This window comes from Vibrio sp. 10N.222.49.C9 (assembly GCF_041474985.1).
Classification (GTDB): Bacteria; Pseudomonadota; Gammaproteobacteria; order Enterobacterales; family Vibrionaceae; genus Vibrio; species Vibrio crassostreae_C.
On sequence record NZ_JBFRVD010000061.1, the window covers coordinates 1 to 13,169 of the forward strand.

8 protein-coding genes and 1 pseudogene are annotated in these 13,169 nt (G+C 35.1%); 8 read left to right on the plus strand and 1 reads right to left on the minus strand.

Annotation, left to right across the window (positions count from 1 at the left end):
- Positions 1-223 precede the first annotated feature (223 nt).
- Together AB4585_RS20760 and AB4585_RS20765 are read left to right on the plus strand one after the other, a co-directional pair.
- On the plus strand, positions 224-1,108 hold the full coding sequence (locus tag AB4585_RS20760) for a LysR family transcriptional regulator (RefSeq protein ID WP_136973889.1): 885 nt from the start codon (positions 224-226) through the stop codon (positions 1,106-1,108).
- Between the two features lie 121 nt (positions 1,109-1,229).
- Complete coding sequence (locus AB4585_RS20765; RefSeq protein ID WP_136973890.1) at positions 1,230-1,808, plus strand: response regulator transcription factor; 579 nt, start codon at positions 1,230-1,232, stop codon at positions 1,806-1,808.
- Between the two features lie 1,089 nt (positions 1,809-2,897).
- On the opposite strand, the gene AB4585_RS20770 is transcribed toward AB4585_RS20765, so the two are convergent.
- Positions 2,898-3,536, minus strand: a complete 639-nt coding sequence (locus AB4585_RS20770; RefSeq protein ID WP_136973891.1) for an AcfA family outer membrane beta-barrel protein — start codon at positions 3,534-3,536, stop codon at positions 2,898-2,900.
- A 241-nt stretch (positions 3,537-3,777) separates the two neighbouring features.
- Between AB4585_RS20770 and AB4585_RS20775 the strand changes: the two are divergent.
- The 6 genes and pseudogenes from AB4585_RS20775 to AB4585_RS20800 all read left to right on the plus strand — a co-directional run bounded on the left by AB4585_RS20775 (position 3,778) and on the right by AB4585_RS20800 (position 12,304).
- Positions 3,778-4,395 (plus strand): annotated as a pseudogene (locus AB4585_RS20775) (hypothetical protein).
- A gap of 586 nt (positions 4,396-4,981) precedes the next feature.
- A complete protein-coding gene (locus AB4585_RS20780; RefSeq protein ID WP_136973892.1) occupies positions 4,982-5,920 on the plus strand; it encodes a hypothetical protein in 939 nt (312 codons plus the stop codon).
- Positions 5,921-5,923: 3 nt separating this feature from the next.
- On the plus strand, positions 5,924-7,924 hold the full coding sequence (locus tag AB4585_RS20785) for a cysteine peptidase family C39 domain-containing protein (protein WP_372170782.1): 2,001 nt from the start codon (positions 5,924-5,926) through the stop codon (positions 7,922-7,924).
- A 14-nt stretch (positions 7,925-7,938) separates the two neighbouring features.
- Complete coding sequence (locus AB4585_RS20790) at positions 7,939-9,054, plus strand: efflux RND transporter periplasmic adaptor subunit (protein ID WP_170962792.1); 1,116 nt, start codon at positions 7,939-7,941, stop codon at positions 9,052-9,054.
- On the plus strand, positions 9,054-10,961 hold the full coding sequence (locus tag AB4585_RS20795) for an ATP-binding cassette domain-containing protein (RefSeq protein WP_136973895.1): 1,908 nt from the start codon (positions 9,054-9,056) through the stop codon (positions 10,959-10,961). The genes AB4585_RS20790 and AB4585_RS20795 overlap by 1 nt, the downstream gene beginning before the upstream one ends.
- A 98-nt stretch (positions 10,962-11,059) precedes the next feature.
- Positions 11,060-12,304, plus strand: coding sequence for a TolC family protein (locus AB4585_RS20800; protein WP_170962793.1), 1,245 nt, complete (start codon positions 11,060-11,062; stop codon positions 12,302-12,304).
- Positions 12,305-13,169 lie beyond the last annotated feature (865 nt).

Sequence of the window (13,169 nt, forward strand, 5' to 3'; positions counted from 1 at the left end):
AAGTGCGATCCCGCCCTGGGGTTAGGTATGCCTGAAACTTATTGTATTGACTAAAAAGCACGTGAAATGGGGCGGCTCTGTCTCTAAACTGAATTACACAACAGAGCCAATAGCATCTACTATCAAATTGTTCATTTGATTGAAAATATTGAAAGATTGCTTTAATAATGGGGGGCGTGACTATACTATATATAGATGTAATATAAAAATTTCGCTTAACATTATGAAGTCAAAGTTAGATTTAAATTTGCTTATAGTATTGATTTTATTGGATAAACATCGTCAAATAAAATCAGTAGCTAAGGTTTTAGGAAAAACGGAGAGTGCTGTCAGTAAGCATCTTGCTAAATTGAGGGAGCAATTAAAAGACCCACTATTTGTCAGGGTTGGGAACGATTTTGAGCCGAGCCTTTATATGAAAAAAATACTTCCTATTATTTCATTAGGAGTTGAAACGATTGATTCAATAAGCAAATGTCATTATTTTGATCCATTATCTTATGAGGAAGATATTGTAATTGCCTTGCCTAATATCATGCAATATTGGGTAGGAAATAATATAGTATTTGATGTGATAAAAACATTCCCTAAAGCTAAAGTTATCCTTGTTAGTTGGGACGAAAAGTCTGATGTGGCAATGTCTAATGGCGATATTGATATTGGGGTACACTATTTTAATTCAGATTTACCAAAAAGTATTTATCAACAAGGGCTTGGAAGGATGTTGCCCAAGGTCGTGACTAATTTAAGCTTAAAAGGACATAGTTTTAAACAGTTGACTGAATTACCTTTTTTCTGGCTTACAACAAATGGGGCATCTCATAAGAAACCCTCTATTTTGAAAGCATTGAATAAAAATGAAGTGTATTTAAAAACGGTTGGTGAAGTTGATACCGTATCATGTTTGCTTGATATTTTAGCAAACAGTCAATCAGCTACAATACTTCACTGCTTAAACGATACTCTTGAAGGGTTTAATATTACGGATTTACCAAACTATAATATTGAAGAACAGCCTTTAATTGTAATAAATTATCGCTTAGCCAATCGAGATACTCCGTTAACACAGTTACTCGCAAAAATAATAGTTAAAAATTTCACTAAATAGATGGGTTGGGATAATTCCTACGGTTGCGTAGGAAAGGTCTCTTGTTGGGGGTTTGGCTAGATCAAAGATTGACATATAAAAGAATTTTGATAGATTTGAGCTCAAAAAGAAGCGAGATTCAATGTTGGATTATATTAATTGTTTGATAATAGATGACCACCCACTAGTTTGCTCTTCTATTCATAATTTACTCAAAGAAATTCCTTACATAAGGAAGGTCGATTATACATATAACCTCAAAGATGCAATGATTAAGTTGAAAGGGGGGGATGTTAACTTTTTAATATTAGATATCAATCTTGGAGACGGTGACGGGTTTGATTTTTTGAGGCGTGCAATTGCACATGGTTATAAGGGGAAAGTGCTTTTTATTTCAGGGAGCGATAGCGCTATACATATGAATGCAGCGTTGAATCTTAACGCTGATGGGTATATTTGTAAATCGGAAGACTTGAGTATAATTAAAGAGTCGGTAGATAGTATATATCGTGGTTATAGTATTTTTAAATCAGGGGTTGGTGCAATTGACCATGCTCTATCCAATAGGGAGGTTGCAGTTTATAACCTCCTGCTTCAAGGTAAGTCAAATAATAATATCGCTGAATTACTGTCGATAAGCCCCAAAACAGTAAGCACGTATAAAAGAAGAATACTGGATAAATATGAAGTAAATAGCATTGTAGATTTACTTACTAAATAGATTGAGACCATATAATCAATCTATAGGTATAGAAAACCACGGGTTTATCTGTGGATGAACGACTCTGAAGGCGATACACCTCGTTCTACAATGTTTATAACACTAAATATAACGCAGCTTGTCCCAAACTCAACTGCGAAGTGCGACACCCTCCAATATCAAGCAGCCAATGTTATTTCTTTAAAGACAATCGCTGGTTGCTTGAAATCTAAACGCTTTTCGGTCGATAATTTGTCCGTGATACAGCGAATTCAATATCGCTGTCTGTTACCGTTGTCAAGTCGGTTCCCATATTGCATAAAAGCTCGTTAGTATTCTCATTCTCCAGCTACTTTACGATGCTTTCATGACCTGCAAACTCTCTCTCGTTACCTACCGTGATGGTATTGACATTTTCCTTATAAGGCATGAGTAGCTCTACGGTTGCTTTGCTCACGTCATCCGCTGGTTTGGATGGCACTTTCTTTACGACGTAAAGTCGTGTTTACGCTCCAAGATAGTCACCATAGTCACCATAGTCACCATAGTCCCAGTGCTGTGTTTGCCTAATACGGTGTCGATTTTTCAATTATCAAATCGCCTCTTACTGTCAATGATACTTGGCTTATCATCGATAGAAACAGCGCTGCCGCTTTTCTCTGTATTACCTTGACGATACCGCTTGCGAGCTTGCCTCGAGTGGCGATATAACGTGCCACCCAACTGTTTATTCTGTGCAACAAATCGGTAGTTCAACTAATTGCTGACAGCGGCACCGACCTTATTTAATGCACTGGAAATTTGATCTGGATTCCAATCCGTTTCTAAAAGCAGGCAGACAAAATTAACACTCTCTTGAGGTATTCTGTATTTACGCGCTGATGTTCGTTTGTTGATAACACCTGAACTTAATTTGAGCAATAATGACCTTCCTTGCGGTCGCGTTTAAGCTCCCGATATACAGTAAAGCGGTGGCATGCAAGTGTTGATAATTCATGGTGGTACTCTGCTTGTTTCTTTGACTTGAAGAGCGTACCACTTTCAGCCGTTGGCTTCTTCTTTTACACCTTCCCATGAATGTCGCACTTATTATCTGAAATCGGGAGTTTATTAGTAGTAGTAAGTAGAACTAAAGCTGAATGATGTCGTATTAGCAAAGCGATCAAATTGATGTTTAACATTGATGCCTACTTTTAACTGTGGGTACACCTCATATTCTGTTCCTGCAGAAATTAAACCTCCTATTTCATTTGAGTTTTTGGAGTATTGGCTTATAGGTGTGATTATTTCATATTTTGACGAAGGAAATTCTTCTTCAAAATAATGTGCACCTCTTAAATTGTATTGAGTATAGGTTAAGCCTAATTTAAACTTAGTTAACCATATTTCGTTGAGATGGTGTGAATATATAGGTGTTAGAATGAGTTGCTTGGCTTTTACAGTTGTATCCCATTTTTCTTTGGTAACGGATACAATGTCTGACCTGACAAATTCGGAATGGTCATCTTCCAAATTAAATTGGTTGTAACCAAATTCGATTGCCCATTGCGAATCTAATGAATAACCGACAAAAAAATTCAACGTGCCATCTTCGTTCCTTGCGTTAAGGCTCGTTTTGGGTGATGAAATGAAATTGTTTTTTACGTGATGGTTTGTTGAACCTAAACCATATTCTAATCCGAAATAAGGTGAAGATACTGCATTAAAAGATATACTCAACAAGGCCGTTTTAAATAATATTATTTTCATTTTAAATCCTAATAAAACTTTTAATCATGTTTTAACAATAAATACAGGGCTTGGATGTAAGTTAAATCCCAAAGTGGTTAGGTATTTTCTTTATTTAGTGCTAGTAAAAACGTTTCATTGCGGATTAACGTGAACTATAAACGACTTTGTTGTGTAATTCCGTGGAACTAAATCAAGAACCTACGCCCTGACCAGTTACGTCCACTACCTCTCTTAGCCCTATGCATAAACCTCGTACAAAATAAACAACTGGAAGCAATATAAACAATCACTCATATAACCGTGGTTCTCTGACCTTTTGGATAGATGAAGAGGCGGTAAGCGGGTGGGCACAAAGCAAACAGAACAAGCGCGGGACTGATGGCAAGCGTAGAGTCCGGCGGAAGCTGCATATTGCCGTCGATACAAGCACTAAAGAAATTATTGCAGCCGAGGGTTACAGGTGGAGAAGTACTCCCGAACTTACCGAAGCAAACACATCGAAGTATTCTTGAGGTGTCTGGTGATAGCGCTGACGAAACGAGAGCGTTTAAGATTAAGCGAGCAGTTGCGCTTGCTCGCCAAGAGAAGGGGCAGTTGCTCCCCAAGAGAAGGGGCAGCGTTTTGGGAACTCGGCTACGCTCGAAATCGCTCAGTGGGTAGTCAGAAATTAGACGGCTCGTATAAGTATTGGAAAGAGTGGTATGGATGCCGCAGACGTTCACTCTCAGAAACAGCGATGTATCGAGTTGAACAGTTGCTAGGAGGACGATTGAGATTAAGAAATTACAATGCGAAGGTGGGTGAAACTTACGCGATGATTAAAGCGTTGAACAAGCTTACTGGGTTAGGTATGCATGAAATTTGTCGTGTTGACTAAGAAACAAATGAAATGGGGTGGCTCTATCTCTAAATTTAATTTCGCAACAAAGCCGTTTGAGCCGCTTGACGAGGTAGTTACGTCAATATTCATGCTTGGAAGAAGTTCCTAGCCAAATTTCTACAGATGAAGTTGATTATTGAAGACGTGTAAATACATTGAACCCCTTGAATGGGAATTTTACTACAATCGTTAGGGATTTGTATTATGTAAGTTAGGCGGACATTTCTTTATAATTTTCTGGTCGAGTTCAATTTGACGAGAAATTTAATTAAACATACAAAATGAGGAAATTTATGAAAACTCTCAATAGCAATGAAGCTCGTAATATAGTGGGTGGCAAATGGCAAGTGGAATGTTATGCCCCTAGTTACCCTAGCGGTGGTCAAATCATAGTTCGCGGCTACCATTTTACAAGATATTCCAATGATAAAAGAATGACTAGCAAAAAGGCTGACGATGTTTGTGGATCGTATAATTTCTCTACAAGCTTTAAAAAAGTCTAGTAATAATTAATATTAATAGCGTCTAATCTTTAGGCGCTATTATTTGTGGAAGTGAAGTTTTGTTTTATATATATTCGTTTTTGGAATGGTTTGTAGCAATTCTTGGAAAAATAAAATCTTTAATATTATTCTTATTTAGGACTGTTTTAAAAATATTTAATGATTTTATTCCAAGTTTATTTTTGTATTTTTGTCTTTTTTTTAGTGTGTTGTATTCGTTTTTCCATTGCTTAAGTATTAATGAATTTACTGTTCGAGGCAATACCAATAAAGTAATAAGAAAATTCAGCTATTTCCCTAAGAAAAGATTTTATGATATGTACTGTAAGTTGTACATAAAAATGTTGTGCTATAAAAATAAAGTTGTTTGTGATGAAATTCACTCTTGCTCTAAGCAACTGAGAAAAATTAAAGAAAACCATAAAAAAGAAACTGGCAATGAGGTTATTTTATATCCATTACATGTTTTTTCTGACGAATTGGCAATAATTGTTGGTCAAGGAGCTTCAGATAATAAATTATATGTTATTAGTGATGTTACTGAATCTGACTGGAAATCAAAATGGGGGAGTAAAGCAGAGGAATGGAAGTGGAGTAACCAAGATTTAGAATTGTTTAATCCTTTTATTAAGTCAAAGACTGACGCATCAAGAGGTATAAGAGCAATAGTGAAAAAAGTGAGGAATAGTAGTGCTGATTTCGCAGTTTTTCCTGATGCTTTACCAGAATATACAGTACGTAGTGGACAAAAACATTCTTATCAAAAGTCACTTTTATTTGGTAAAGAGTCAAATTTACATGCTGGACCGTTTAATTTCCCTAAATTAATGTTAAAAGATGTGTTGCCATATTATATATACATTAAAAATGGTCGCTTAAAGGTTGAGGTATTACCTGTTATAAGTAGATTTGACGTAAAATGTGAACTGCCATTAATAATTGAGTATGTGATCGGAGGTCCACACTATACACAATGGTTACTTTGGCATTTCCCTTCATTTTTCTATCGACAAGGTTAAATTATGGATACAGTTTGTTTACAAGGTGAAGTGGCCGAATGTGGTCTTGCTTGTGTAAGTAGTATCAGTGCTCACTATGATAAAAATGCGCCTCTAAGTTACTTAAGAACGTTATGTCGACCATCTGAATTGGGGACTAGTCTTCATGATTTAATTGGTCTCTTTGGAAAGTTAGATATTAATGCTCGTGCAGTTTCATTTACCCCCCAGTTAATCCAAGAGTTACCTACTCCGTGTATTATACATCTTAATGATAGCCACTATGTCGTGCTAGAGCGGATCAATAGTTATTGTGCCGTTGTTATGAATCCCGCTTTAGGTAGGCAAGTATTAAAGCTTGGTATGTTGAAACTGAGTTTGTCCGGCTATGCTATTGTTTTGGAAGAAAATAGTGAAATTAATGCTAAGCCGTCATTTTTTGGTCTTCCGAGATTTAAAAGCCAGAGTATAAAACTTGATGCTTTACTTTTGTTTTATGGGGTATGTACTACATTATTGTCATTAGTGTTACCCGCAATAATTTTGAATATTAATAACGGTTTTAAGGATTTCGAAAGCTTAGATTTTAATATGTTGTTCTATTTGGTATTAGGACAGATAGTTTCTTTAGTTATAATGTGGCAAAGCTCAAAGCGAACTCTAATGATAGAGGGAGCCACAATGGCTAGAGAAAGTAATAGAATCTATTCTTTGTTCTTGAGCAATAAGATGTCGTTTTTCGAACGCAGGACATCGACAGATGTGACAAATAGATCGCTTAAGTACGTAGGAGCAAAAGTTGCGAAGTCAACAATTTATAATAGTTTGGTTGTTTGTGTTATTCAACTTGTAGTTGCATTTTTTATTGCTGCTTACATTTCGCCATATTTAGCTGCTTTTTTGTTAGTAATATCTTCTATATCATCGTTCTTAGCCTGGATGTCAAGGAAGCATCTAACTCAAATTAACGTAATAGAAGAGTCTTATCAAGAAAACATATTTAAGCATTTTGTAGAATCTTTCAATTCAATTTCAGACATCAAATCAAGAAAAGCAAGTGAAAACCTCTGTGGCGTTAATGATTCTAAAGTGAATCAACTCGTAGAATTTAAGATAGAGTCTAGTTTAAAACACCTAAAGTTTCCAATCACGCAAGAAATCATTGGTATCGTTGATATAATGTTGACGTTATGCCTGTGTTTTTGGTTAGTTCAATACAACAATACACCTTTATCTTCGGTATTTCTGTTTTTTTATACAAAACAAATTTTTTCTGCTTCATTTAGTCGTTTGATTGATATAAATGATTCATTTGGTTCTTTTGATGCAGCAGAAGAAAGAGGAAGAGATGTTATTGAATTTGAAAAAGATAATAGTATTCATAATCTCCATAGGGATAAGGTCGGAGGTCTCCACCGTCGTAACTTCGTCGAAAAGATATGCGTAAATAACTCAATTAGTTTTCCAGAATTAAAAATAACCAAAGGGCAATTAGTAGCTGTGACTGGTAGATCTGGTTCGGGTAAGACGACATTACTAAAAGTATTATCTGGGTTATACAGCGATGCTATATTGAAAAATGATGAAGGTGGTGAAATGGGTAATAATATATTAATTGCGTCAAATTATTATCAAGCTACTAACCAAGATTTTATTAGTGGTAGCGTACGTGAAAATATCGCTATGTTCGATGAAAATGTAAGTGATGATGATATTTTTATATTGATAGATAAACTTAGTTTAACACAAGTTGTAGCGTCACTACCTCAAGGTATCCATACGAACATCAGTAATTATACCAATCCATTTTCTTCCGGAGAAAAGCAGCGCATTTTGTTGTGTAGGGCATTACTCTCAGATAAGGATACTTTATTGTTAGATGAACCTACGAGTAATTTGGATGCACTGAGTTGTGATTTGATTGTGGATACTTTAAAAGGAACAGGGAAAACTATTGTTTTCACTAGTCATAATCCTAGGTCAATTAAAAATGCGGATCAAGTTATTGATCTTAACACCATATAGTTAAGGATATGAAGGTGAGTTTACGTAAGGTTATAACGCTAAAATTAGTTGTTTTTGCCGTGTCATCCATTGTTTTATGTTTAAGTTTTATCTATGTAAACGCGATTGTTGATTCCAATAAATTAGGAGGGAAAGGTACGCATGTTGTATCAATTGACAGCATCACTCGCTATGTGGAGTCTATCGGAACGATAGAAGCAGTTAGAATGATTGATGTCGGTGCAAGTGTTTCTGGAGAGATTACCGAATTAATGGTTGGCATAGGTGACAAGGTTTTTAAAGATCAATTATTAATCGAAATTGACCCTACTGTAAGTTCAAACGAGCTTAAAACAGCACAGAACGAGCTTAAGATGGCCGTTGCAAATTTTAACGTAAGCCAAGAACGACTTTTATATGAGAAAGAGCAATTAGAGCTCGTCACGCACTTAGTAAAGGTCGGAAGTAAAACATCACAAGAATTGAAAGAACAAAAACTTGCATATTTGGAGAGTGTAGCATCTTTCCAGAGCAGTAAACTTTCTAAAGAGACAGCGGTGTTGGAAGTAGATTCAAAAAAAGCGCAATTAACTTATACAATGATACGTTCTCCGATAGAAGGGACAGTGGTTTCAATACACGTTGATAAAGGTCAAACTTTGGTGTCAACCCAACAAGTAAGTAACTTGATTAAAGTGGCAAGTACGGATGTATATCGTATTGAGCTTCCTATATCTGAGTATGATATTTCAAATATATCTATTGGGTCTATTGTTGAATTTAATATTTTGGGAGTTTCAAAAGATAATTACACATCAAAAATATCTTCTATTGAGTTGACGCCATTAGATAATAGTTCAAAGGGTGTTAACTATAATGTTTCTTTTAACGTACCTAGAGAGTTGTCTGAAAGTGCTCGTATTGGTATGTCAATAGGTGCAAGAATAAAAACCGCGGAAGCTATTGATGTTGTTACTATTCCTAATCAATACATCCAATATGGCGCTAATGGTGTAGCTAATGTCAATGTATTAGTTGATGGTCATGTTATTGCCAAAACCGTTGAGCTAGGTTTACACGATTTTTTGAAATCGGAAATAATATCTGGAGTTGAGGTCGGTGATGTTTTAATTTTAGAAGGTGTAAATTGATGTCTTTGATTAAAATTAAAGGATTAAATAAAACATACCATAAGGCTGACAGTAGCACTGTTGTGCTAAATAATATTGATTTGGAAATTAATGAAGGCGAGTTAGTTGCCATAGTTGGTAGTTCAGGCTCTGGAAAGTCAACATTAATCAATATTATTGCAGGTCTAGACACTAATTGGACTGGTGATTATTATTTCGATGGAAATGATATGGGAGATTGCGGGAATGAAGAATGGGCGAAAATTAGGAACCGTTATTTTGGTTTTATCTTCCAATTATATAACCTAATACCGTATCTTAGTTGCTTAGAAAATATAAAATTACCTTTATCTTATTTTAATTCAAAAAATTCCCATTATTCAAATAGTATCGTAGAAACCATGAGACGCTTGAATATTGAAGAAGTCAGTTTTAATAAGCCTAGTGAACTATCTGGCGGGCAGCAACAACGCGTATCTATAGCACGAGCTTTAGCTAACAAGCCTAGGATTCTTTTAGCTGACGAACCAACTGGTGCATTAGACGTACAAAATAGCAACGAAGTAATTAAAATTCTAAAAGAAATTAATAATGAAGGAACGACTGTTGTAATTGTTACCCATGATATTAATATTGCTGAGTTGTGTGACAGAAAAATTGAAATTTCTGATGGTAAGGTGATTGATGACGTAAATGAGAACACTAATCTTCTTGGAAAGTTCCATAGTTCTAAGGAAGATAATATTTGTAACAAGAATTTTTTATATCGAGTCAAATGCGTGCTAAGGAATTCATTATTCTTATATATGAAGAATAAGACAAAGTTATTTTTGAGCCTTATAGGAGTCATTGTCGGTATTGCAACTGTAGTATTTATTTTATCAATATCCGAAAGTTTCGAAAAGCAAATAATATCAGAGTTGGCACAAATGGGAAACAATACTGTTCAGGCTGAATCTTACGAAGTGAAAAATGGATTATTAAACGAAAGCTCATTTGGTAAGTTGGTTAATTTAAAAGATATCGAACACATATCGCCATATTTACGTGAACACAAAGAATTAAATCAATATTTCAAAAACCCTAAAAAGAATAACTTTAGCAATAGTAGTACAATATTTGGTGTCTCAAGTGAATTCGAAAGTCTAATTAATTTGCAAGTGTTATCTGGGCGACTTATTAGTCCAAGAGACGTAGAGTTTTCGGAATCAGTTATTGTGATTAATGATGTATTAAATACACAATTTTTTGATTCTGAAGGAGCGATTGGAAAAAAAGTAGTTATAGATAATGTTGTTTTTTATGTTATAGGCGTCGTGAAACAAACTGATTTACGTAGTCCACAATCTATTGCATGGATCCCATATTCTACCTTTATCAATCGAATTAGTGATCAAGATTTCATTGATAGTTTCCATTTTACTGTAGTTAAACCTGAATCTGAGAAACTTGTTATTGATTATTTATCTAAGCTTACAAATGATAGTTATACATTTTGGTCAGATCAGGAATATATAGATACTCTTTATCGAGTTAAAAATTCATTCTCAGTTTTTATTTTGTCAATTGCTTCTATCTCTTTGTTTGTTGGAGGTTCAGGGATTATGAATATAATGTTAGCTTCCGTTAACGAGCGGTATTCTGAAATAGGATTACGCCGTGCAATTGGTGCCTCAAAAAAAGATATACTAGAACAGTTTTTAGTTGAGTCTCTTTTTATAACCCTATTAGGTGGATTTTTAGGGGTTTTGCTTTCGGTAGTTACATTATTAATTATAAAAAACATATTGACTGAGTTTGACGTTATATTATCTATTTCTTCCATTTTTATTGGTGTTGCTTTTTCTTTTTTTACAGGGTTGTTATTCGGTTTATTACCTGCAACTAAAGCTTCTAATTTAAATCCAATTGAAGCGCTTTCGAGATGATTTTTAAGAAAAATTTTTATTTGCTTATATCGTGCATCATTTCTGGTTGTAGTAATAATTCCAGCTACGGAAATGAAAGTATTAGAGAGGAACTAGATTTGGATAATTGGTTCTATGAGATAGAAGATTCTAAATTATTAATGGCACCTTATCTTTCCGAATTATTTATTAGTGCCGTTAACAATAATTTTCAGTTACAAACTTCTTTATTAGATATAAAAAAAGGAAAAATTAACAAACGTATTAACGACTATGATAAAAATGTTCAAATGAATGCCAATATCGGAACCTCTCATTCAAAATCACTAGAGCATGGTGGGAATTCTAATAATAGTTACACTACTTCTGTTGGTGTATTTTATGATTTTGATTTCTTTGGTAAGAAAAGCGTCGAAGATAAGTTGAACTTAATAGAACAAGAGTTGTTATTCTTAGATTTTTTGGGTCTTAGAAATGATGTTGTTACGTCACTTATCAATGAATACGTATCAATATCAGCTAATAAGTTACGACTTAACTTGCATAGACGAATTAAAGCTATTCGTATCGATGCGCTGAGAATCGAAAAGGAACGATTTGAATCTGGCGTTTCTGTTAACTCTGAAGTTATATTTTCTCAAAGAAAATTAGATTATGAATTGAAAGAAATAAAAAAAATTAACGAAGAAATTTTTGATTCAGTTAACAAAATAGAGAATTTAATCGGAAGGTCTGAAGTTGTTGATCCAAATGAAATTAGCGAACTTGACATTATAAATTTGCCTGAATTTAAAATTTCTGATTTGCCAGAAATTGCTGGCACACATTACAATGTGTTAAGTTCGATGCTTAAAATCAAATCTAGTTCATTAAAATTGGAGCGTGAGGAGTTGGAATGGTACCCGCAAATTTCCATATCGGGAACAATCGGTACTCAGGGGGATAAGTTGCTTAAGCTTTTTGAGAATCCAGCTGGTGCTTTGTCTTCTACAATTATTCTACCTTTTATTGAGTGGCATAAACGTGCTGTTAATGTCGATTTGCTTAATGTTGATTTATCGATATCACACTTAGATTATGAATATAAGGTTGGTTCCGTTGTAGATAATATGAACAACGCTTTAATTAATCTATATTCAGCACAAAGAGATTATGAATTTAGCCAAGTTGATTTGTCTGCTACTGAATTGACTAACTATTATAGTTTGAGTGAATATGATTATGGGTTTACATCAAAGTACGAATATCTTCTTTCAGAAGTTGAGCTATTAAATTCCAAATTGGCTCAAGTTGACGCTCAACATGCCTTTGTGAATGCCAAGACTAATTTATGTTCTGCACTCGATTATCATGGATGCTTCTAATTTGCTTTGATGTAATGTACACATCTCTCTTTTAACATAGCTGCGCCAACTAAAGGTATAGCCATTAAGAGTAGGAGTAACAACCATGTTTATTCAAGTTGTCGATAATAATTTCTTCCAAGTTTGCATTTTGAATATTGATGGAACTGTCTCGTCAAACCGGAAGGCTCATCGAGACAAGTTGCTCCACACAAGTTACCTACTTCCAGGTAATGGCTGATGAGCTATGGAGTAATGTTTAGCAAGTCTTGTTAGGGCTTGGTTTTAAGGTATCGGCTGATGCCAGCGTCACATTTTAAACTCAGTAATAGTTGCGCGTTTCTCCTGAGAGCCTATTGTTCGCCGAGTTATGAAATGTTGTTCTATGCCCAAAATCAAGCCTTTTGGGTGTTCCAAGACGTGCCTGAGTGCGGTATTTATGACAACATGAAAACCGCAGTAGATACAATGAAGAAAGGTAATAAGCGTTAGTCAATCGACGCTTTTTAATGGTCAACCATTACCTTTTCGAAGCTGACTTTTGTAGTCCCACTGTAGGGTGGGGGAAAAGGGCAGTAGAAAAGAACGTTCGTCATGCGAGGTCAATCATTGGCCAACGCATCCCGAGAGTAACAATGCTTGAATAACTACTTGGCTTGAAGCGCATTGGGTTCAGGAATGGCAATCGCGCCAGCCCCTCAATATAGTAACCAAGCCATTGAATAAGTCTGGTTCAACGAGCGCTCTCACTTAATGAAAGTAACGGCGCCATTCTATGGCTTTATCGAGTAAAGCAAGCGAGTGTCCTCGACATGTTTGGTACACTTCGATATAAATAATATTCAGTACCAACGAGTTACGCTAACCACCAGGGCGGGAGCATACT

What these genes read in the sequence shown, in the direction of transcription:
- AB4585_RS20770 (WP_136973891.1), bottom strand. Translation starts at nt 3,536, where the DNA reads ATGAAAATAATATTATTTAAAACGGCCTTGTTGAGTATATCTTTTAAT.
- AB4585_RS20795 (WP_136973895.1), top strand. Translation starts at nt 9,054, where the DNA reads ATGTCTTTGATTAAAATTAAAGGATTAAATAAAACATACCATAAGGCT.
- AB4585_RS20785 (WP_372170782.1), top strand. Translation starts at nt 5,924, where the DNA reads ATGGATACAGTTTGTTTACAAGGTGAAGTGGCCGAATGTGGTCTTGCT.
- AB4585_RS20760 (WP_136973889.1), top strand. Translation starts at nt 224, where the DNA reads ATGAAGTCAAAGTTAGATTTAAATTTGCTTATAGTATTGATTTTATTG.
- AB4585_RS20765 (WP_136973890.1), top strand. Translation starts at nt 1,230, where the DNA reads ATGTTGGATTATATTAATTGTTTGATAATAGATGACCACCCACTAGTT.